The organism is Desulfatibacillum alkenivorans DSM 16219 (assembly GCF_900142135.1).
Taxonomy (GTDB): Bacteria; Desulfobacterota; Desulfobacteria; order Desulfobacterales; family Desulfatibacillaceae; genus Desulfatibacillum; species Desulfatibacillum alkenivorans.
In genome coordinates, this window is record NZ_FQZU01000004.1 from 47,571 (window position 1) to 68,920 (window position 21,350).

Consider the following 21,350-nt stretch of genomic DNA (forward strand, 5'->3'; position numbering starts at 1 on the left):
ATGCCGATATACAAAATCAACCCTCAAACTTTATGGTCAGGTAATAGGCCCTGCCGGGCAAGGGATAGCCGTTATAATCCTCATAACGCTTGTCCCTTAAGTTTTTGCCTTGCAGTTCAATGGAAAATCCCTTGAACAGGTATGCCGCGCCGGCGTTCAGTTCCTTTTTTTCAGGCGCTTCCAATAAGTTGGCGGCGTCGTAAAAATTACCCGCCTCGTAAAAGTATTCGCTGTAGATTTTAAGACCCTTGTAATGGAATTCCACTTTGCCTGAAGTCGCCCATTCGTAACGCCCGGGCAGCTTTTTATTGTTGAAGGTGGAAATCTCGCTGGTGTTGACCGCGTCCTGCCACGTGGCGCTGCCCGAAACCGTGAACAGGTTCAGGAAATCGGCGGCGGCTTGGCTTTCCACTCCCGTGATTTCGGATTCGGAAATGTTGACGGATTTACCTACTCCCCGGGAGTCGTAAATGCGGGTGATGAGGTCATCCACGTCGTTTTTAAAGTAGGCGCCGGAAAGATACACGCGATTGATGAGCGTCCAGCCCGTCAGGTAATTCACTTCCAACCCCACGTCAAAATTGGTTCCCCGTTCCGCCTCCAACTCTTCGTTTCCGATGAAAAACCCCCTGTCGCCGAACAATTCGAAAAACGAAGGCTCGCGCACATACTGGGCGGCGTTGGCCTTGAGGCTGATCCACTCCCAGGGCTTGACCTTAAGGCCGCATTGGGGCATCCAGTATTCGTCCTGGCGTGCGCTTTTTTCCAGTTGGGAGCCCCAAACGGTGGTTCCCGACTCCAGTTCGTCATCCAGCCAGGCGTAGCGCACGGCGGGGGTTAGAATAACCCGTTGCGAGAGCAGCATCAGGGTGTCCTGGAGAGTGGCCACTATGTAGTCCCGGTTGCTGTCACGAGGGTCATCCGCCTGCAACAAATCCTCGGGGCTGTAGTCTTCGTGCTGATATTCCATTTTGGCGGCCAGAATGTTGTATTCGGAGATCCATTCCGCATACAGATCGCCGGTCCAGCGCTGGGTGTTGTATTTGTTCAACTGCTTGCCGAGCCCCACGGATCCTTCCAGGTCGTCGTATTTTTCCTCCTTGTCGCTGTAGCTGATGCTTGCGGCCGTGTTGAGCGCCAAAGGCGTGACATTGTCCAAGCCCATGCGAAGGGTGGTGATGTTCCGGGAGGTGGCGAGGTTGGTGGAGGCCGTCTCCAGGTTGATCCAGTTGGGCAGGTTCTGGTCCTTGAAGAAGTACTGGTTCACCAGGTCGAATCGGAGATTGCGATTGGCGTCCCAGCCGGCCTTGGCCAGAACGTTGTATTGGTAGAACTCGGCGTTGCGCCTTTTTTGAATCTGGTCATCCACTTTGTTCCAGCCTGTTCCCATGTCGTTTTTGAATTCAAAATCGTTGGCGCTTCCCAAATAGTCTGCAGACAGCAGGACGTCGGCTTTCCCTGGCTTGTGGTTGATGAATCCAAAGGCCTTTTTGGTGTCGAAGGAGCCGTAGCCGAGCCCTACGTTGTATTTGGTCCCTTTTTGGGCGCGGAGCGTCTTGATGTTGATTACGCCGCCGATTCCGGCCTTGCCGAAGCCGGCGGGGCTCACTCCCCTATACACATTGATGGAGGAAACGTCGGCAAGGCTGATATTGGAAAGGTCCACGCCTCCGCCTGAGGCGTCGTTCAGCAGAATGCCGTCCAGGTAGATCATCACCTGGTCGCTGGAAGATCCCCTGAGAGAGACTGTGGAAAAGCTGCCCAGCCCGCCCGACTGTTTGACCTGGATTCCGGCCTCCTTTTTCAGGACTTGAGCCAGGTTTTCCATTTTTCCTATAAACTGCTCCCTGGGTATCACGGTGAAAAAAGACGGCGAGTTTTCCTGGTCAACGTCTCCGGTCCGGAAGTCATCCGGCAGCCTTTGCGCGGTAACTACCAAGTCGTTCAGCACGTAGCCGGCTTCCATTTCCTGTGTTTGCGCGGTCTTTTGCTCTCCCGGCGCCTCTTCGCTCTGGGCCCAAATCAAAGGGGAAATGCTCATGAAAACAGTAAAAACGATGAAAAAAGTGAGGCGAACAACCCTTTCGGTTCTTCTTTGAATGGTGATATTTCCAAACAACTTCATGGTTTAATCTCCTGAAAATAAAAAACCCCAACCACTAAAACATGGTTGGGGGACTGCACCCGTCTTCTTCATCACCCGTGGGGAAGCCATGGCGTTATCGAGGCGCCGTCGATCTCTCGTCGAACAATGCACTTCCCGGCGTTAGGCAGGTTTTCTGACTTTCGGATCGTTCTAATGGCCGCGCCTTCCCATTTCGTTTGAAACAGTGGCTGATGCGGCGTTCGTCCCCGATTACAGCGGCGGGACCGCGCCGGATTTACACCGGCTTCCCATTTGGAGCCTTGAAGGCACCTAACGCACTAGTGCAATCCTATAAAATACCGCCTCAAGGGGTGTCAAGCAGATTCGGCTTAAGTCAGCATAGAACTGAAAAACAATAAAATATCCCGGACAGGACTTGCATCAAAAGGTGCGGCGGATAAAAGGCGAGAATCCGCTGTCAACAGCGCGGTTGGAAGGAGGGGATTAAAAACGCCCCGCGTTGCAAGGCAGTGGGCGGGGCGTTTTTATTAAGCGGTTTACCAGCCTTTGGTGAAAACGATTTCGCGGATTTTGTCTTCGTTCTTTTTTTCCACCAAAAGCATTTTTTTCGCCTGGGCTTCCTTGATTTTTTCCATGAGGGATTGGATTTCGGCGGGCTTTTCCAGGAAATCCATGGCGCCCAGTTTCACCGCTTCAATGCCCTTTTCCAGGGAGGCGTGGCCGGTCATCAGGATAACCTGAAGCTCGGGATTGGCGGCCAGCATTTTTTTCAAGGTTTCAATTCCGTCCATTCCGGGCATGACCAAGTCCAGGATGACGGCGTCGTAGGATCCCAGGCTGGGGTTGGCCAGGGCTGCGGTCCCGCTTTCCGCGGTTTCCACCTCAAGCCCTTTGGAGGTGATTCTCTCGGAGAGGATGTCCAAAAAATCCTCGTTATCATCCACTAACAGCACTTTACCTTGGCTCATTGAATTTGCTCCTTATTATGAAATCTTTATCTATGCCGCCATCAGGGCGGGAATGATCAACTCCATGGAGTAGGTATTCCCGGGGACGAGGATTTCCGCTCCCATGCCTTGCAGGGCGCACTGGACAGTCGCCTGGCAAGTGGGAGGAAGTTCCGGATCATCCTCGCCAGCATCAAATCCTAACATGGCGCCTCCTTCATGAGGTTGGACATGGATGTTCAACTCTCTTCCTTTCCCCAAGCAGTCCAAAAAAATCTGCATGCAGGTGATCACTGCAGAGACCAGCCTGAAAGGGTCGGTTTCCACTTGAACGGGATCAGACGGAACATGGGCGTGAAGAAGGATCCCCCGCATCTGAAACAACCTGTCTATCAATACGATTATAAAACGGATCTCTTCTCCGATGTCCACTGTTTTTTTGCACAGATCCACCGTATGAGCGAACCGGTTCATGCGTTTGACAATGACGTCAGCCTTTTCAACCTGTTTGACAATCCGGTCCGCCAGGCTTTTCATACGGGCCGGATCCAGGGTGCGGCCGTGCTCTGCAGCCATCAGGAGGTCGCCTTGCAGGCCGGCGATTTCTTTAATAATCGCCAGGGAATTCTTGATTTCATGGGAGATGTTAGCTGTTACTTTGCCGAACAGGACTGCGCTCTCCCTATCCGAGTTATCAGGCATCCTAACCATCCTTATTCAGACAATGTACATGCGGCTTGAGCCGCCGCATCGATTTTTTCCATCAGCAAACTGATTTTGACCGGCTTCATCAGGTAGCAATTGGCGCCAGCCGCTTCGCTGGCGGTTTTTTGCTCTTCGGAGCCGTAGCCGGTCAGGAAGACGAAACCCGTGTCCGGGCTAATTTCCTTGACGAGCTTCATGACTTCTATGCCGTCCATGCCGGGCATTCTCAGGTCGACGACCATCACGTCGTAATGGCATTCCTGGGCCTTTTCAACGGCGGACTTGCCGCAGGTGACGTAATCCGCATTGACCCCGCGCATGTTCAGGCGTTCAGCCATGGCTGAAACCAGTTCCACTTCGTCATCCACCAGTAAAATACGCATGATTTTCTCCTGTCAGACAGGTGAATCCTTTGTCTCCCGACAATCAGGCAGGCCTTTTCACAGGCAGGGTTACAACAAAGGTGGTTCCTATTCCTTCCTGACTGTCTACCTCTATGGAACCTTTCAGTTTTTTGATGATGCCATAGGTTATGGACAAACCCAGTCCGGTTCCCTTTCTTCCTTTGGTGGAAAAAAAAGGCTCGAAAATTAATTTCATGTGCTCTGGAGGCATGCCGCAACCATTGTCTTCAATCCGAACCGCCACTTGGTCGCCCCCGACGGAGTTGATATGGATTTCAATTTTCCCTCCATCCTCAACGGCTGCAAATGCGTTGTTCAAAATATTCAAAAAGACCTGTTGAAGCTGGCCGCGGTCGCTTTCGATGGCTGGCAGGTTCTCCTCCACCTCCAGCTTGACCTCGATCTCCCGGTAGTGGGACTCTTTTTCCAAAAAGCCCAAGACGTTCTTGACCAGGTTGTCCAGGTAAATGGTTTCAAAATTGACGTCTATATGCCTGGCAAAGCCCAAAAGCCGGTGGGTGATGGTGCTGCATCGGTCCACGGATCCCAGGATGGATTGCACGATTTCGTGGGCCTTTTCCTTTTTGGGGAAATCCGGCGTCAGGTGGATTAAATCCTCCAAAAGCCCGGCCTTTTCGTTGATGATGGCCAGGGGATTGTTGATTTCATGGGCCACCCCCGCGGCCAGCCGTCCCAAAGAAGCCAGTTTGTTGGTGTACTCCACCTTGTGGAGGACGGCCTCACGCCGCCTGTCCGCCTCATACACCGCGGAAACCAGATAGGTGCACACCCCTAAAATCACCACAATCACCACCAGGGTGCTGATGACGAAAAAACCGATCAACTTGCCCCGCAAGGCCAGCCACCCGGCCAGAAGCCCTTGGGTCTGGTGCACATAAACGAACATGAAGGGCGAATCGTCTATCTGGCGGCTGCCCATGATGATGGCGCGGCCTTCGGGATCATCCAGCTCCCTCACCGTGGTGTGGAACGACTCCATGTTGGTCGTCCACTCCGCCCTTTGAAGCACGGACCCATAGAAACGGGAAGGCGTTTGCAGCACGCCCTCCCCATTGACCATGAAGGTGTCCGAACCCGGACCGATGTTCAAGGGTCTGGCCAGGTCGTTAAACACCTGGGTGTCAATGGTCGCCCGGACTATGTAATAATCCCCGTCTTCCGTATCGTGCTTGATGGCGATGACGAAATGAGGGTAGCCCCGGAACCCCATAAAGACGTCCGAAATGTGCACGCCGCGAATCATGACCTCATGAAACCACGACTGGCGGGAGTAATTCTTCCCCTGCAGATCCAACGGGCCGGCGTAAGATACCTGGATGCCCCGCGAGTTGATGAGGCCGATGTCGATAAAGCCGCCAAACACCTGCTTTAAGCGGTACAAAAGCCGCGTCAACTCCCTGCCGTCGGAAAGCTCCTCCAGGGTCCTTTCCCGCACGACAAAGTCCAGGGCGCTCCGCCGCTCCTCCAAAAAAAAGGAAATGGTGCGGGCTGTATTGGACACCAGCCGGTCGGCGGGCGCGATGTTCTCGCTTTTCAGAACCTCTTGATATTGATAGGCGTTTATGACGGTGGTGATGATCAGGGGAAACAGGCAGACGCTGGTCATGACGATGACGCATTGCCACCACATGCGCCGGTAGTTGATAAAACTGCCGTGCGCCGGGTCTATCTCGAACTGCCTCCAGAATTTGGGCGTTATTCGCAGATTAAAAGGCATGAAAAATATCCCAGTCGGCCATAAACGGCGGTGCGGCCGCCCGATTTGGCCGGCTTAATTCCTGATTTGGGCCTTCTTGTACGCCTCACGCATTTTTTCCGAAAGCACCTCGATATCCACGGGCTTTTCCAGATAAGCGAAGGCCCCCAGGTCCATGCACAGGTTTTTGTCTTTCTCGCTGCCGTGGCCCGTGAGGATGATCACCTCAATGCCCGGATGGCTCTGCTTGACTTTACGAAGCACTTCCATGCCGTCCATGCCGGGCATGTTCAGGTCCAGGACCATGACTTCGGGCTCGTCCTCCTGGATGAAGTCCAAAGCCTGCTGCCCGTCGTAAACCACGGCGGAGCCCACATCGCGCATCAAGAGCCGGTCAGACAGGGTTTGAACGAATTCCTGCTCGTCGTCCACCAGCAGGACCTTGGACGGGGCCTCAAAATCGTGCTTCCGGTAAATATCCGCCTTGTAAAAATCAGGTCCGACCTTGGTTTCCACGGAATTGACTCCTGATAAGTTGGAAGCAATGCTTTTCAGTTCATCCTCCAACTTGTTAAGCATGAGGGAATGCTTGTTGATGGTCAATATTACGTTCTTATCCTTAACCTCAACGCCCACGCTGTGGCCTTCCTTGACCAGGGCGGTTTCCACATGAGCGGCGAGAACAAAGTCGTTCAGCGCCGCCAGGGATTCCTTGGTCGGCAACAGGACGTTTTTCTTGGCGTTTTTGACTATCAATTCAGCCGCTTCATCCACGGAGCTTTTGTCCATGGGCAAAAAGATGTCGTACTGGTCCGGAATCCAAGGCGCGGCGCCGGTGATTTTTTCACACCATTTGGTCAGGGCTTCCTCGTCCTTGTGCACCAATTTTTGGGCCTGGGCCTCTGAAACGCCTTCCTTTTGAACCGCATTCTTAATGCGAAAGGAAGCCTCGCCCAGAATTCCCACGGTCAAAACATGCGATATGTGGGAAGGAATGAGCTTGGCGGATTTACCGTAGACGACCACCCCCTGCTCCCGAATCAACCCGGCGACCACGGCCTTCAAAAAGGCCATGATCCTTTCCTGCTCATGGGTAAAGGCATTGAACACGGAAACCTTGCCATTCATAGTCCGGATGAAGCGGGAAGCCGGCACGCCGAACTGTGAAGCGGCTTGCTCAATAACCTCTTTGTCGCTGACAAAGGAATACTTCAGATTTTCGGCCGTTTTACGGGCCACGTCCTCAGCCTGGCAATAAGCGCCGGCGAAGATGCTGATCGTGGACATGGTTATTTCTCCATCACTGGTTAGCTGTTTTTCTCCGGTTCACCTTTTCGTAGGCCGATTTCATGGCTTTGGTGAGCTCATCTATGTCAATGGGCTTTTCCAGGTAGGCGAAGGCGCCCAGCTTCATGCACCGCTCCTGATCTTCCTGGGAGCCGTGTCCGGTCAGAATAATCACCTCAACGTAGGGATGGCTTTCCTTGACCTCCTGCAGCACCTGGTATCCGTCCACTTCCGGCATATTGAGATCCAACACCATGACATCCGGGATTTCCCGATTTACTTGATCCAAGGCCTGTTGACCGTCATAAGCCACATTAGCCCCGAAGTCACGCATTTTCAAACGATCCCGCAGATTTTCCACAAACTCCCGCTCGTCATCCACCAGCAGGACCCGGGACAGGCTCTTGAGCTCTTCTTCGTTCAGGGCGCTGCCCCTGCCCAGTTTCACCACCGTGGTCAGGGGGCAGTCCTTCTCGTCCGAGCCCCTGTGGGCGCGGGCGTGAATGGCTTCCAAAGCCTGCACCTGGAGCGGATAGAAGTTTTCCGGGCCGATGTGCTCGTACAGGTGGGTCCTGGTGAGGGAGGCTTTGACGCTGTCCTTCATGCCCGAGAAGGACACTTCCACGCCGCCGCTGCGCAACCGGCTCACCAGCAGGGACAGGGCTTCCTCGCCTGAGGCGTCGATTTCGTTGATGCCGTTGGCCACAATCAGGATTTCCCGCAATTCCGGCATGCTGTTCCTGCGCTCCGTCACCTGGTCTTCCAGGTAGCTGGCGTTGGCGAAGAACAGGGGGCCGTCAAAGCGGATCACGGCGATGTGCTTGCACTCCTTCAAGCCGAAATGGGCCGCATCCTGCAGGCTTTGGTCCGGGTGCAGGGCCAGGGTGGCCACTTTGGGCCGCATGCTCTTGTACAGGAACACGCCGATGGACAGCACCACGCCCACCATGATGCCCTTATCCAGATGCGGTGCAAAAGCCAGGGTGGCCACAAAGGAGATGACGGAGATGATGCCGTCGTATGGCTGGGCTTTCCAGGCGTGCACAAAGCCGTGCACGTTGACCAGGCCGATAACCGCCATCATGATGACTGCCGCCAGAACCGCCTGGGGGAGAAAATACAGCAGCGGCGTGAAAAACAGCAGGGTGATGACAACGGCCAGGGACGTAATGACCGAGGACAGCCCTGTCGCGGCCCCGGCCTGCAAGTTGACCGCCGACCGCGAGAACGATCCGGAAACCGGATAGCTCCTCCCGAACGCGCCTAAAATATTGCCCAAGCCCTGGCCGATAAGCTCCTGGTTGGGATCCAGGCGCTGGCCCGTCTTGGCGGCCATGGCCTTGGCGATGGAGATGGCCTCCATAAAGCCCAACAAAGAGATGATGATGGCGTAAGGCAAGAATTTAAGGAAAGTGCTGACGCTTAACTGGGGAATGCCTATTTGGGGAAGCCCCTTGGGAATGGTCCCCACAATGTCGCCGCCGCCGGCCACCGTAATGCTTTCCACGTTCAAAGGCTTGTTGCCCACCTTGACCCGCCAGATGTTGCCGTCGCCTTGCTGCTCCCCTGTTTTGGGGAGAAAAGCCACGGAACCGTTTTCACGGGTTACGTATGCCAGATGCATGTCCCGGATGGCTTTCCGGGCTTCTGCAATGGCGATTTTACTTTCTTCGATTTCCAGGTTCAGCAGGGAGTTTTCGTGTTCAAGCACAAGATACTCCCTGGAATGAACTCCATACTCATGCTTGACTTCAGCCAGCTTGGAGCCCAACTCCGTGCGCGCCTCGCCCAGCTTGACATTCTCTTCCAGGCCGTGGTTGAAGGCTATGACCTGTTCCTGAATTTCCAGAGGCAGTTGGTTTATGGTCGCTTTATAATCGTTGTTGAATCCTGTTGCAAAGGAAAGCACCGTCGTGAATGCAACAGCTACCAGCACGTTGGGGATTTTCGGGTTCCATTTTCGGAGCCCGTACATAATGCCGAAGGCCAGGGCCCCCATAAACAGCGTGTACCAGTGTATGTATGATGTGGCCGCCACGATCACCCGGATGATTGTCTCGTAATGGTGCTCCGCCTTGTCCACATAAACGCCGAACAGCTTGGATAGCTGGGATGTGGCGATGATGATGGCCGCGGCGTTGGTGAAACCGTTGACCACCGGATGCGACAGAAAATTGACTACCAGCCCCAATCGCAGCGCGCCCAGTAGAAACTGGAAGATGCCCACAATCAGAGCGAGCACGATCGCGTACTCGATATACTGCACGCTCCCCGCCGTGGCGAAAGACTCCAAAGTCGCCGCCGTCATCAGCGAAACCACAGCCACAGGGCCCGTGGCCAACTGCAAACTGGAGCCGAACATGGCAGCCACCATAGGAGGTAGAAAGGCCGCGTACAATCCATAGTAAGGCGGCAGACCCGCCAATTGGGCGTACGCCATGGATTGCGGAATGAGAACCAACGCCACCGTAATACCGGAAATGGCATCCGCCCTGAACTTGGACGCGTCATAGTTCTTGAACCAACTCAAGAAGGGTAGAAAATTGATACGCATGAAAGACTGCCCCCGCCATAATTAGGTTTGTTGCGGTCCATACAGACCTAACTGGTTAATATTATGTAGGTTATTTCCTCAGTTAAGGGCGTGAAAAGCGCCCGCCCCCGAGCTTGGGATTCTTTTCACAAGCGTATATATATGTTGGACCAAGTTTAAAAGTCAAGCGCCAATTCCATAGGCGGCAAGGCCTCCAAAGCAAGAGGCATGAACATGGAACCCTTTTTGCATATTGTTTTTTGAAGAAAATTGAGCGCCGCAGAAAATAGACAACCCTGGGGAAGTTATGAACATTCTTTTTGTCGATGATGAACAGCCCATTCTCGATATGGTGCGGGAGTATTTCTCCAGCAAGGATCACGAGGTTTTTCTTGCCCACAACGGCAAGGAAGCCTTGGAGATCATCAAAAGCCGGAAGATAGAATGCTGTTTTACCGATCTCAACATGCCGGGCATGACCGGCATGGAACTGGCTCATGAAATCCAGAAGCATGACAACACCATCCCGGTTATCGTTATGACGGGATATCCCAGCTTGGACGCAGCCATTAGCACCCTGAAAAGCGGGGTGGTGGATTTTCTCATTAAACCCATTCAGTTGCGTCAGATGGAAATTGTTATGCAAACGGTCATGAAACGCAGCGCCATGGTTCAGGAAAACGTCATGTTGAAAAAGGAGATCAAAGGAAAGGCGGAACTGGAGAGGATTCACCGGGAGCTTAAGGAAAAAGCCCAAGATTTGAAGATGTTGAATGAAATTATTGAAACTCTGGAATCAGCGGGCTCGGTCAAGGAGATCTTTGAAAAGACCATCTCTCTGGCCCTGTTGATATCGGAATTCGATGCAGCTTATCTCTTCTTGACCATAGGCGCTGACCAGAAGCCCGCCTGCGCATTAAAACGAGGCAACCCGAACAATATGACAGGCCCGGGCCGGGTGGCGAAATTGCAGGACGCGCAGGAGGAGTTGATCTCCTGGCTGGAAAAAACCTCTTTTGACTCTCTGCCCGCGGCTCTATCCGGCGTCAAGGCGAATGCCCATGAAATGGGTTTGGTCAGGTCCATTGCGGCGGCCCCTATCTCCTTGAGCAACCGCCCTTTCGGCGTGCTTGTCGCGGTGAGTTTTTCCCATGACAACACCCTTCCGGCAGAGGTTATATCGCGGCTGGTTTTTGCGGCCGAGAAAGCCGGAATGTCTGTGGAGAACCTGGGGCTTTACGAAAACATATACGAAAACCTCTTTTCCACCTTGTTCGCCTTTGTGGAAACCCTGGAAGCCAGGGACGCATACACCCGCATGCACTCCCTGCGGGTCACCGCCATTGCGGAATTGCTGGCTAAGGAGCTGGGGCTTCCTGAGGAGGCGCGGGCGGTTCTTCAAGTCGCTGGAAACCTTCATGATATCGGAAAAATAGGGATATCAGACAGCATTCTCCTTAAGCCCGGAAAACTGGACAAGGACGAGTTTGAGGAAATCAAAAGGCATCCGGATATCGGGGCCAACATCATCGGATACATGGGGTTGTGGGACCTGGAAAAGGAGATTGTCCGCAATCACCACGAAAAATTTGACGGCAGCGGATACCCCAATGGACTGGCAGGGGAGGATATTCCCTTTTTGGCGCGTATCCTGGCGGTGGCAGACGTTTTTGACGCCGTGACCACCAACAGGGCCTACCGCAGGCGTTTGCCCGAGGACGTTTGCCTGAACATCATCCGTGAAGGCTCGGGAAACCACTTTGACCCCAAGGTGGTGGATGCATTTTTTTCGTTGTATAACAAAGGCGTTATCCAGAACAGGGTTGAGGAGCTGCAGCCAAAGTCAACCGACCAGATCCCCTTGTTCCCGGCCGAGAAAACCAAGGAGAGGTCTCCATAATCCCTCCCTGCCGCTCCTTCATGAGGCGCCGCGACTTTGGTTTTGGCATACCCCGAAAAATCGAATTGATGCTGCATTTTTAATGGCAGACTTATTTGCTACCCGTTTTTGGGCTTGGCGTCCCAAACTTCCAGCAAATACCCTTTCTCCTCCTCAAACATGGCGGCCTGCTCCTCCACCACCTGTTCGGCCTGACTGGAGTTCATTTTTTTGGTCTGATTGATAAATGAGGCCACTCGGCCCAGGTATAAGGGCGTGACCAATCCCACAAGCTGATCCCGGTTGGCGTCCCAATGGTGGAAAGCCGCAGCGGTTTCGTACAAAACCCGGACCCAGGTTTTGACCGGCATACGGAATTTGGTGGGGGACATGGTGGAGCATTTTTTCAGTTCTTCATAGCATTCGGGGCAGAATATTTCCTGATACAGGCTTTTGAATCTCCGAAATCCCATGCGGTATTCCTGGACAAGCCTTTTCAGGTTCACTGCGATGGGTTCGGGCTCCAAAAACTCTTCCAGGCCGAAAACAGGCACGGTCCTGCTTCCCTGGATGGACTTCCATTCGTCTTCGTATTCCTCCATGAGGCGGAACAGGGTGTAGATCACCTGTTTGAACATGGGGCCCAAGGATTCGGAAGGGTCCTTGGCGTCGTGCACCTTGACTCCCAGATTGGCCTGGCAGATCTTGAAGTTGTTGGTGACGGCGTTGGTGGTCATCCAGATGTCGATGCCGTACCGGGCCACGTCGGATGCCCACACGTCCTGGTCCATGTAATAGTTCGCCAGGGCGCCGGAAAAGGCGAAATCCCCTCCGATGGGCTGGCGAATCCGGAGTCCGTACAAGGCGCGGGTGAGGTTGTAGACGATATTGTTGGTGATGGTTCCGTCATATTTATAGCGGGAATAGATGGGGCAGACGTATTGATAGTCTTTTTCCAGGACCGGCTCCAGGAGGTATTTCACCCAGTCGCTGGTGATGGAGCGCAGGTCCGAATCCACCACCATGCATGTTCTGACCTGAAGCCGCGAGGCAGCCTCGAATATGGAGCGGAAGGCCGATCCCTTGCCTCCGGGGCCGCGATATATGGAGACGATTTTCTCCTGCCAGGGCTTGATTTCAAATTCTTTGGCCGACTCCCGCGTATCGTCGGTGGATCCGCCGTCCGCAATCATGATAACCGATTTCTGCTCCTTGTAATGCTTAAAAAGGCCGTGGCTAACCATCTGGATGACGTGGGCGATGGTTTCCTGGTTGTTGTAGCAGGGTATGCCCACCAGGATGTCGGCTTTTTCGATTTCCTCCACCCTCTTGGAGGTATAGGCTCGCAATCCGGTATTGTAACGCATGATCGGCCTCCTTTGGCTATAATCTTCTTGCTCTTACAGCCCTTTCAAAGATGGAATAATACTGTTCCGCCGCCATGTCCCAAGTAAACACGCCGGCGCTGGCCATGGCTTTCGCCGTCAGGGCGCTCCACGCTTTTCTGTTTTTGTAGTATCTGCCCGCCCTATCCATGGCGTTGGCGAAGGCGCCGGGCGAAAATGCGTCAAAGGTGAACCCGTTGCCCTTGCCAGCAAAGGCTTTAATGTCCCGGACCGTGTCAGCCAACCCGCCGGTGGCTCTGGCCACGGGGATGGTTCCGTACTGCAGGGCGTACATCTGCGTCAGGCCGCACGGCTCGTAAAGGGACGGCACGCACAGCATGTCCGTCCCGGCTATAATCCGGTGCGCCAGGGGCTCATTAAAGGCTTCTTCAAACCTGAACCGGCCGGGATAGGCCCGGGCCAGCCTGCGCAGGTCCCGGGCGTAGGATTCCTCGCCGTTGCCCAACAGGATGAATCCCATGCCGCTTTCCACGATTTCGGGCAAGGCGCCGATAACCAGTTCAATCCCCTTTTGGCTGAACAGCCGGGTGACCATGCCCGCCACCGGGGCTTTCATGAGCTGCGGGTCCATGCCCATTTCGTTTAGGAGGGCTTTTTTGCACTCTCCTTTACCCGCCATATCCGTTTTGCTGTAATTGCATGGAATGTGCTTGTCCGTTTCCGGGCTCCAGACCTGAAAATCCACGCCGTTCAGGATTCCGGCAAGGTCCTGGCTGCGCTTTCGCATGAGCCCGTCCAGGCCGGCGCCTTGCTCGGTGGTCTGGATTTCACGGGAATAGGTGGGGCTGACCGTCACCAGCTTGTTGGCGTAGGCGATTCCCGCCTTGAGCAGGCTCAACTGCCCGTAAAACTCCATGCCTTCATAGGTCAGGTAAGTATTGGAAAGCCCCAGCATGGAAGCGTCTTCGGGGGGGACGTATCCCAGATACCCTATGTTGTGAATCACGAAAACGCTGGCTGTTTGCGGCATGTGGCCCTGGTCCATAAGCGCGGGAATCAGGCCGGTCTGCCAGTCGTTGGCCAGGATGACGTCCGGGATGTACCGGGTCGCGCTGCACAGGGCCGGAATGCTCTTTGAAAAGAATATGTAGCGCTTATGGTTGTCCATAAACAGGCCGGCATTGTCTCCGTACACGCCATGCCGTCCAAACAGGGATTCGTTGCAGACCATGTAGGCCTCCACGCCCGGCGCCGGCTCTACCTTGCGAAGGCCGGCCGTCATGTTGAAATATCCCATGGAGACCCGAACGTTTTCCGTAATCAGTTCGGCGCCGGGGCAGTTCTCCAGCACATGCCCGTATCCGGGAATGGCGACCTTCACTTCACATCCCAGAGCGTCCAAAGCCGGGGCAAGGCCAGCCACCGCGTCTCCCAGGCCGCCTTCCTTTGCTATGGGGCTTAGTTCGGATGAAACAATAAGCACTTTCATTTAAAAAACATTTCCGTTTAAGGGGTTTATGGATTAATCAGGGGACATTGTAGCGTCCGGCGGCATTTATGGTCAAGATTCGCATTTTGCATGGGCGAAAGCCGCCCGCCCGGATGACTTTTCAGCCGCCGCCTTCCAGGGGAACGCTCGCGGCTTCCATTTTTCAAAGTGCGCAAAGACGCCGCCATGCGGCCTTTTGTTGTTTTCTCATTATACCGGGCTGCCATCGCATCCGTTTGTTGACATGGAATGCTATTGCACTTAAGTTTAGTCACTAACACTTATTATTTGCACGTGCAGTCTTTTTTTATCTCTTTTTGGAAATTATGGTTGGGAGGGCATTATGGCAGTGATCACAATAAGCAAGGAATACGGAACCCACAGCAATGAACTCGCCAAAAAACTGGCGGAAAAACTGGGGTATGACCAAGTGGGAAAGGGCTTGCTGGCGGACATTGCCAGGGAGTTGAATATTTCGGAAAACGAGGCTGAGGTGTTCAGCAAGGCCTCCAGTTCCCGCGTGCTCCGGTTCGTCGATAAATATACCTGCTCCATCGTGCAAAAAGTGGTGGACCGCGAACACGGCTGCCTGGACGATGACAATTATTACAACGTCACCAAAAAACTGGTGGAAGACCTATACAACGAAGGCAATGTGGTCATCCTAGGATGGGGCGGGCAATGCATCCTTAAAGGCAGGGACAATGTTTTGCACGTGCGCCTGACCAAAGACATGGGCCTTAAGGTCCGGGAAGTCATGGAAAAGCAAAAGCTGGATGAAGATGCAGCGAGAAAATACGTGGAAAATGAAGAAAACGACCTGAAAGCCTACATCAAGCAGTATTACAAAGAAGACTGGAACGATGCGCGTTTGTACGATCTGGTTATCGATATGGGCAAGAACACGGTTGATCAGGCGGTTCAGGCCATTTGCGACAGCGTGAAGGGCAAGGGGTATATGGACTAAGATGCAAACGGCCGTGCAACCTGATCGTTGCACGGCCGGTAAATGAACTGCACGGGATGTGCTTTTTTTGTTCGGATTAAACGGTCTTCCAGCCCTCGCCGGCGATTTTTCAGCCTTCCGCCTTGCGCCGCCGGACCCATTTCTCCGTTTCAACCACCAGATAGATCAACAGGCTGTTGGCGAACACCATCCCCCACTCGGCCCAGCCCATAGGCGCGCTTTGAAAGATGCTGTTCATGAACGGAGCGTAGGTGAAGAGCAATTGCAGCGCGGTCATGATCCCGACCCCCGCCCAGAGAAACATGTTGCTAAAGAGCCCCAGAGTCCAAACCGGCCGGGTAATGGATCGGCAGTTGAACAGGTAGAACATCTCTCCAAATACAAAAACATTGACAGCCAGGGTGCGGGCCAGGCTTTCGTCCCCTCCCATCAAAGCGACTTCCAGCTTGAACAACCCAAAGGCGCCCAAAACAAGCAGCAGGCTGACCAGCACGATGCGCTCGATCAAGGTGCGGGTAAGGATCGGTTCGGACGGATCCCGGGGCATCCGCTGCATGATGCCTTCCTCTTTGGGCTCGAAGGCCAGCATCAGCCCCAGCAAAAGCGCCGTGGTCATGTTGATCCACAGGATTTGCAGGGGCAGAATCGGCAGCGCGGTTCCAAGCAGTATCGCGGTCAAAATGACCAATCCTTCGCCCCCGTTGGTGGGCAGGGTCCAGGTTATGAATTTGACCAGGTTGTCAAAAACCCCCCGGCCTTCCTCCACGGCGGCCTTGATGGTGGCGAAATTGTCATCGGTCAGGATCATGTCGGAGGATTCCTTGGAAACCTCCGTCCCCGTGATTCCCATGGCCACCCCGATGTTAGCCTGGCGCAACGCCGGAGCATCGTTTACGCCGTCTCCGGTCATGGCCACAACGTTGTCCCTTTTCTGCAGGGCTTCCACCAGCCTGAGCTTCTGCTCCGGAGACACCCGGGCGAAAACCGCCGTGCTGTCGGCCTGCTCCACTAACTCCTGGTCGTCCAGAGCGGCGATATCCTTGCCGGTCAGCACCTCCCGGGTATGGTAGGAGCAGGTTTCTCCGCACAAACCCATCTGCCGGGCAATGGCCGCTGCCGTGCCCGCGTGATCGCCGGTAATCATCTTGACGCGAATGCCGGCGGCCTGGCAGGCTTCCACGGCGTCCATGGCCTCGGGGCGGGGCGGGTCGATCATGCCCTGAAGGCCCATGAACTCCAAACCCTGCTCCAGGTCGGCATGCGTGATTTCCGTGGTGTCAGGCGGTACTTCCTTGCGGGCGAAAGCCAGTACGCGCAAACCTTTTTCCGCCATGGATTCCACCCATTGGGTAATGGCTCCGGCCTTGGGGACGTCCGGCTCCCCGTCGGGGCCGTAAATCACGCTGCACTCCACACAGATGCTTTCTATGGAGCCTTTGACATATATGATGCGGGGTTTGCCCTCGCCCTGATCGTGAAGCGAGGCCATGTACTGCCTTTCCGATTCAAACGGGATCGTGTCCAGCCGGGGGATGTCAGAGGTCAACTGCTGCACGTTGTATCCGGCTTTCATGGCGGAGGTCAGCAGGGCGCCCTCCGTGGGGTCGCCTTCCACCCGCCATCCGCCTTCGGCCTTTTTTACCGTCGAATCATTGCAAAGGACGCCGGCTTTGAGCAATTCCTGCAACGAAAGGTTGGCCTCGAGGTCGAAGTTCCCCTCTTCATCCCGGATTTCCCCCTCGGGGGAGTATCCCACCCCGGTCAGGCTGTAGCGAACCCCCCCGGCCACGATATCCTGGACGGTCATTTGATTTTGCGTCAGGGTTCCGGTTTTATCCGAGCAGATGACCATGGTGGACCCCAGGGTCTCCACGGCGGGCAGTTTCCTGATAATGGCATTCCGTTTGGCCATGCGGGACACCCCGATGGCCAGCGTAATGGTGATGGCCGCCGGCAGCCCTTCCGGGATGGCGCCCACGGCCAAAGCCACGGAGGCCATGAACATTTCCACCAGGTCCTGGCCCCTGATAAAGCCGATAATGAAGGTAGCTACGGCCATGGCAAGGATGGCATACAGGAGAATATTGGAAAAATGGTGGATTTTTTGGGTCAATGGGGTTTCCAGTATGTCAGCCGAGGCAATCAACTCATTGATGCGCCCGATTTCCGTCCGATCCCCGGTGGAGACCACCACGCCCTGTCCGGCCCCATAGGTGACCAGGGTGGAGGAAAAGGCCATGTTGTGGCGGTCGCCTATGACCATGTCCTCGTCCAAAACCGTTTCGGCCTTTTGCACGGGCACGCTTTCTCCGGTCAAAGCGCTTTCATCCACCTGCAGTTCGCGCGATTTGATCAGGCGCATGTCCGCGGGCGCCTTGTCCCCTGATTGCAGCAGAACAATGTCTCCGGGAACCAGCTTGCTGGAATTGACCCTTTGCCTTTCTCCGTCGCGGAGCACCGTGGCTTCGCTGACCATGGCTTTGGCCAGGGCTTCGATGGCCTTTAACGCCTTGGATTCCTGCACAAACCCTATGATGGCGTTTACCAGGACCACGCCGAAAATAACAATGGAGTCCACATACTCCTGAAGCAACAGGGTTATGACTGTGGCCGCGAGCAGGATGATGACCAGCGGCTGTTTAAACTGCAATAAAAAACGAATCAACGGCCCCTGCCCCTTTTTTTGGGTCAGTTCGTTGGGGCCAAAAGCCTCTAACCGACGAGCCGCCTCCTGGCTCGATAAACCCTTTGCAGGGTCGGATTCCAAAACATTCAGCACTTCCTCTGACTTGAGGCTATGCCATACTTTTTCCGGCAGGCTATCCATATTTATCTCCATTCGCGTAATTGATCATAGAAGCGTGTAGGTCGTTGGATGCATCCGTCCTTTACCTTGGTTCAAAGCAATGACTAACCCTTAATTTTTTTGTGAAATAATTATGGGGTATCCGTGCAGTCAAGTCAATATTTAGCGGCGCCGGCTGTCACGTTTCCGCAGGCGCCAAAGCCCGTTCCATGAGCGATGAAACCCGTTGTTTGGATAAAGAAAACAGCTTTTTTTCTAAGGAAACAGATTGGAGAATAAGCAAAAAGCGCTTGCCAACTGAGCCCCGCAAACGCAAAGGCTGCAGCAGGTCCTGACGGCAGGCGCACTTTTTGATCTGCGTTTGAAGCGCCCAATTTAAAAGCCCCTCCCGGTTTACCGCGTCTTGTGTGAGGCAAACTGTTTGGGGCATTAAATGAAGCATTCGGCGCATTATGAATACTTAACGCCGCCTTTTCAACGCCAAGGGCGAATGGCAATGGCGCCTACAGCCCCCGGCGTTCCGGGACGTAGGCTTCCTCAATTTCACCCTCGTTCCATTCCTTGGACACGTATAAATTGCAATAACAGCTGCCAAACTCTTGCACATCCGGCTCCCTGTACTTGCAAGGACAAATGATGTCCTTGTCCGCGTCCTTGTCGTTGGCGGCCAGCCTGCAGGGGCAGCACATGTATCCGTAGCGCTCCTTGTTCTCCAGCAAGCCTTCCAGGAGCTCCATCACCAGGGCTTTGTCCTTGTTAAAGAAATACCCCTTGGGCTCCTGCAGCTTTCTCAATTTTTCGTAGAGCTCTTCCGCGTTCATTGATCCAGGGCCTCTCTGATTTCTTTTTCCTTGAATCCCACGATGACGGTGTCGCCGATGACCAGGGTGGGAAAGGAAAGCCTGGGATTGCACTTCTTGACCTCTGCGATGGTTTCCTCCCTCTCTTTGCCTTCCAGGAGGTCCACGTCGGTGCTTTTGTATTCCACGTCGCATTCTTTCAGCAGCGCTTTCGTCCGTTTGCAGTGACCGCAAGTGCTTAACGTATAGAGCATGATGTCTGCCATAAATACCTCCTAAATTAAAGGGTTCTGAAATAATATAGGGATTTCAGCCCGCCTTGTCAAAAAACCGGTGAAAGTCCTGAAAAAAGGTTCATTTAATTTGTTTATGGACGTTTTTCGCCAGGGCCAGCGCCTGCTCTTTGGTCTTAACCTGGCCTGCATCCTGGGCCGCGGTGACGGCTTTCAGAACCTTGCCTATCCCGGGGCCTTTGGGGAGGCCGATCTCCAAAAGATCGTTTCCGTTGAGGAGCAAAGGCCGGGCCAGGGCGCCCTTGGCTTCGGCGAAATACTCACGAACCATTTCCATGAGATGCTTTTCGCGCCGGCTGCGATCCGTTTCGGTGCACATTTTTCCCTGTTTGGAAATATTGTCGGCCATGGCCAGGACCGCGCAGGCCACGGAGAAATCCCCCAGCTTCCGGTACCAGGCCATGCGGGTCTTGTGTTTTACAACGGGCTGGGCCAGTTGCTCCACATGGCGATGTTCGGAAACCAGGAGGCACACAAAATCCAGGTCCTTGTTGGTCAGGCGCAGCCTGCCGAGGGCTGTCCGGGCCAGGGCCTCGCCTTTTTTTGCATGTCCGAAAAAGGTGGTGCGGCCTTTGGCTTCGTCGTATCGCCCAGTACAGGGCTTGCCGATGTCGTGGAGCAGGGCCGAGAGTTTTAGCATGGGGACGGCGCGGCCGGCCTCCAGGCATTCCCGCACTTGGGGCGCATACTCCCCAAACAAGGCGTCCAGACTGCCCAGAATGCCCTCCAGGGCCTCGTAAACGTCCAGACTGTGCTCCCAAACGTTGTGGTGGTGAAACCCGTCCTGCTGGCAGGCCTCCATGGGGGCTATGTCCGGAAAGATGGGCAAAAGAACCCCGGCCTTCCACATTTTGCGAACCACGGAATAGCTGCTCTCCGCCTCAAAAGCGGTAATCAGTTCATGGGTGATCCGTTCGGCTGCGATTCTCTCCAGTTGAGGGGCGAGCTCCCTGCAATCCGCCAGGGTTTTTCCCTCTATCTCAAAACCCAGTTGCGAGGCGAACCGGAAGGCCCGTAAAATGCGTAAGGGATCGTCCTCCAGGTTTTTGCGTCCTAAAGAACGAATGATTTGCTTCCTGAGGTCTTCCAGGCCGTTGAAGGGGTCCAGGATCGCCCCCATGGGATCTTGGGGAAACCCGTTTCCCAGGTCCAGGGCCATGGCGTTGATGGTGAAATCGCGGTCGGCAAGGTCGGAATGGATGTCTGGCCCGCGAAATCGGACCACGTCCAGAAAGTCGGCAGGATCGTTTCTGTTTACAACCCGGAAGCAAGGCGCCTTGGGATCCTTTTCCATGGGGACAAAGGCCGCGTTGTTTGCTCTCGCCAGCTTTTTAGCCAGTTCCCTGGCGTTGGGGCATGCCAGGTCAATGTCTTTCATGGGACGCCCCAGGACAAAGTCACGAACCGAGCCCCCCACTAAATAAAGGGGGGCTCCAGCCCCCCCTGATTTAAACCAGCTTGTCAGTTTTTGTTTCAGCATGCCTTTACAGGTCTATGCAGACTTCCAGGATGTTTTTTTCGTCTTCCCGCCTGTATTGCATGGCGTTCATCATGTTGCGAACAAAGTGGATGCCCAGGCCTTCCTCCATCAACTCGTCTGCGTCCGCGGAGTGGCTGGCCCAGGGCAGGGATAGCGGATTAAACGGCGCCCCGTCGTCTTCCAGGACAATGCTGACTTCATCCTCGTCCAGTCCAATGGAGACGTCAATCTCATGCGTGCCTTCGTCCTCATAACCGTGCGTGATGACGTTGGTGAGCATCTCTTCCAGGATGAGGTCCACCCCGTACACGATTTTCGGATCCAGATTGAGCGGTTCCAGGAATTCGTTGGCGGCCTTCGAGATTTTGGCCAACTCGCCTAAATCATTTTTGATTCTACAGTTGAACTTTTCAGACACTTGAGCCTCCTCGCAGTCACGGGGATATTCATTAACAGATGCTTTTTGTATACACGTTTTCCCATCTCATTTCCACCCTAAAGGCGACCCCGAAAATTTGAGGCCCGGGTTTTGTATTTCCGGCAGGTTGCGTCCCCACGCCGGCTGTAGAAGGCCCAGGCGGAGGCGGTCC

Annotated in this window: 17 protein-coding genes and 1 riboswitch; of the genes, 2 read left to right on the forward strand and 15 right to left on the reverse strand. The window is 54.4% G+C overall.

Annotated features, from left to right (window positions below; all coding sequences use genetic code 11):
- Positions 1-16: 16 nt before the first annotated feature.
- The 7 genes from BUE18_RS04990 to BUE18_RS05020 form a co-directional block, all read right to left on the reverse strand.
- Entirely contained in the window at positions 17-2,125 is a 2,109-nt protein-coding gene (locus BUE18_RS04990) for a TonB-dependent receptor (protein WP_073473557.1), read from the reverse strand.
- Positions 2,126-2,252: 127 nt separating this feature from the next.
- Positions 2,253-2,435: riboswitch (cobalamin riboswitch) on the reverse strand.
- A 208-nt stretch (positions 2,436-2,643) separates the two neighbouring features.
- Positions 2,644-3,075, reverse strand: coding sequence for a response regulator (locus BUE18_RS04995; protein ID WP_015947695.1), 432 nt, complete (start codon positions 3,073-3,075; stop codon positions 2,644-2,646).
- Between the two features lie 30 nt (positions 3,076-3,105).
- Positions 3,106-3,756 (reverse strand): sensor histidine kinase, encoded by a 651-nt coding sequence (locus BUE18_RS05000; RefSeq protein WP_073473559.1) that lies wholly within the window; start codon positions 3,754-3,756, stop codon positions 3,106-3,108.
- A gap of 11 nt (positions 3,757-3,767) precedes the next feature.
- A complete protein-coding gene (locus BUE18_RS05005; protein WP_073473561.1) occupies positions 3,768-4,142 on the reverse strand; it encodes a response regulator transcription factor in 375 nt (124 codons plus the stop codon).
- Between the two features lie 43 nt (positions 4,143-4,185).
- Positions 4,186-5,901, reverse strand: a complete 1,716-nt coding sequence (locus tag BUE18_RS05010; RefSeq protein WP_073473563.1) for an ATP-binding protein — start codon at positions 5,899-5,901, stop codon at positions 4,186-4,188.
- A 54-nt stretch (positions 5,902-5,955) separates the two neighbouring features.
- Positions 5,956-7,167: a response regulator gene (locus BUE18_RS05015; RefSeq protein WP_073473565.1), complete on the reverse strand. Its 1,212-nt coding sequence runs from the start codon at positions 7,165-7,167 to the stop codon at positions 5,956-5,958.
- Between the two features lie 13 nt (positions 7,168-7,180).
- Entirely contained in the window at positions 7,181-9,721 is a 2,541-nt protein-coding gene (locus tag BUE18_RS05020; protein WP_073473567.1) for a SulP family inorganic anion transporter, read from the reverse strand.
- A 286-nt stretch (positions 9,722-10,007) separates the two neighbouring features.
- Between BUE18_RS05020 and BUE18_RS05025 the strand changes: the two genes are divergently transcribed.
- On the forward strand, positions 10,008-11,600 hold the full coding sequence (locus tag BUE18_RS05025; protein WP_073473569.1) for an HD domain-containing phosphohydrolase: 1,593 nt from the start codon (positions 10,008-10,010) through the stop codon (positions 11,598-11,600).
- A 98-nt stretch (positions 11,601-11,698) separates the two neighbouring features.
- Here BUE18_RS05025 and BUE18_RS05030 read toward each other — a convergent pair whose 3' ends face one another.
- Together BUE18_RS05030 and glgA are read right to left on the reverse strand one after the other, a co-directional pair.
- Positions 11,699-12,946, reverse strand: coding sequence for a glycosyltransferase (locus BUE18_RS05030; protein WP_073473571.1), 1,248 nt, complete (start codon positions 12,944-12,946; stop codon positions 11,699-11,701).
- A gap of 16 nt (positions 12,947-12,962) precedes the next feature.
- Positions 12,963-14,414 (reverse strand): glycogen synthase GlgA, encoded by a 1,452-nt coding sequence (gene glgA / locus BUE18_RS05035; protein WP_073473573.1) that lies wholly within the window; start codon positions 14,412-14,414, stop codon positions 12,963-12,965.
- Between the two features lie 343 nt (positions 14,415-14,757).
- Here glgA and BUE18_RS05040 point away from each other — a divergent pair, with 343 nt between their 5' ends.
- Positions 14,758-15,381 (forward strand): cytidylate kinase-like family protein, encoded by a 624-nt coding sequence (locus BUE18_RS05040; RefSeq protein ID WP_073473575.1) that lies wholly within the window; start codon positions 14,758-14,760, stop codon positions 15,379-15,381.
- Positions 15,382-15,490: 109 nt separating this feature from the next.
- Here BUE18_RS05040 and BUE18_RS05045 read toward each other — a convergent pair whose 3' ends face one another.
- From BUE18_RS05045 to BUE18_RS05070, 6 genes are all read right to left on the reverse strand, one after another.
- On the reverse strand, positions 15,491-18,208 hold the full coding sequence (locus BUE18_RS05045) for a cation-transporting P-type ATPase (protein WP_073473577.1): 2,718 nt from the start codon (positions 18,206-18,208) through the stop codon (positions 15,491-15,493).
- A 134-nt stretch (positions 18,209-18,342) separates the two neighbouring features.
- Positions 18,343-18,684: a hypothetical protein gene (locus BUE18_RS05050; protein ID WP_139264614.1), complete on the reverse strand. Its 342-nt coding sequence runs from the start codon at positions 18,682-18,684 to the stop codon at positions 18,343-18,345.
- 6 nt (positions 18,685-18,690) lie between these two features.
- A complete protein-coding gene (locus tag BUE18_RS05055) occupies positions 18,691-19,008 on the reverse strand; it encodes a ferredoxin-thioredoxin reductase catalytic domain-containing protein (protein WP_015947683.1) in 318 nt (105 codons plus the stop codon).
- Entirely contained in the window at positions 19,005-19,253 is a 249-nt protein-coding gene (locus BUE18_RS05060) for a glutaredoxin family protein (RefSeq protein WP_073473581.1), read from the reverse strand. The genes BUE18_RS05055 and BUE18_RS05060 overlap by 4 nt, the downstream gene beginning before the upstream one ends.
- An 88-nt stretch (positions 19,254-19,341) precedes the next feature.
- Entirely contained in the window at positions 19,342-20,760 is a 1,419-nt protein-coding gene (locus tag BUE18_RS05065) for a CCA tRNA nucleotidyltransferase (RefSeq protein ID WP_073473583.1), read from the reverse strand.
- 4 nt (positions 20,761-20,764) lie between these two features.
- The gene (locus tag BUE18_RS05070; RefSeq protein ID WP_073473585.1) at positions 20,765-21,178 is read right to left on the reverse strand and encodes an ATP-binding protein; all 414 of its coding nucleotides are present in this window, start codon (positions 21,176-21,178) and stop codon (positions 20,765-20,767) included.
- Between the last annotated feature and the right edge of the window lie 172 nt (positions 21,179-21,350).

Coding starts and splice junctions, on each gene's coding strand:
- BUE18_RS05005 (WP_073473561.1), bottom strand. CDS start 4,142: ATGCGTATTTTACTGGTGGATGACGAAGTGGAACTGGTTTCAGCCATG.
- BUE18_RS05040 (WP_073473575.1), top strand. CDS start 14,758: ATGGCAGTGATCACAATAAGCAAGGAATACGGAACCCACAGCAATGAA.
- BUE18_RS05060 (WP_073473581.1), bottom strand. CDS start 19,253: ATGGCAGACATCATGCTCTATACGTTAAGCACTTGCGGTCACTGCAAA.
- BUE18_RS05065 (WP_073473583.1), bottom strand. CDS start 20,760: ATGCTGAAACAAAAACTGACAAGCTGGTTTAAATCAGGGGGGGCTGGA.
- glgA (WP_073473573.1), bottom strand. CDS start 14,414: ATGAAAGTGCTTATTGTTTCATCCGAACTAAGCCCCATAGCAAAGGAA.
- BUE18_RS05015 (WP_073473565.1), bottom strand. CDS start 7,167: ATGTCCACGATCAGCATCTTCGCCGGCGCTTATTGCCAGGCTGAGGAC.
- BUE18_RS05055 (WP_015947683.1), bottom strand. CDS start 19,008: ATGAACGCGGAAGAGCTCTACGAAAAATTGAGAAAGCTGCAGGAGCCC.
- BUE18_RS05020 (WP_073473567.1), bottom strand. CDS start 9,721: ATGCGTATCAATTTTCTACCCTTCTTGAGTTGGTTCAAGAACTATGAC.
- BUE18_RS05010 (WP_073473563.1), bottom strand. CDS start 5,901: ATGCCTTTTAATCTGCGAATAACGCCCAAATTCTGGAGGCAGTTCGAG.
- BUE18_RS04995 (WP_015947695.1), bottom strand. CDS start 3,075: ATGAGCCAAGGTAAAGTGCTGTTAGTGGATGATAACGAGGATTTTTTG.
- BUE18_RS05030 (WP_073473571.1), bottom strand. CDS start 12,946: ATGCGTTACAATACCGGATTGCGAGCCTATACCTCCAAGAGGGTGGAG.
- BUE18_RS05045 (WP_073473577.1), bottom strand. CDS start 18,208: ATGGATAGCCTGCCGGAAAAAGTATGGCATAGCCTCAAGTCAGAGGAA.
- BUE18_RS05025 (WP_073473569.1), top strand. CDS start 10,008: ATGAACATTCTTTTTGTCGATGATGAACAGCCCATTCTCGATATGGTG.
- BUE18_RS05000 (WP_073473559.1), bottom strand. CDS start 3,756: ATGCCTGATAACTCGGATAGGGAGAGCGCAGTCCTGTTCGGCAAAGTA.
- BUE18_RS04990 (WP_073473557.1), bottom strand. CDS start 2,125: ATGAAGTTGTTTGGAAATATCACCATTCAAAGAAGAACCGAAAGGGTT.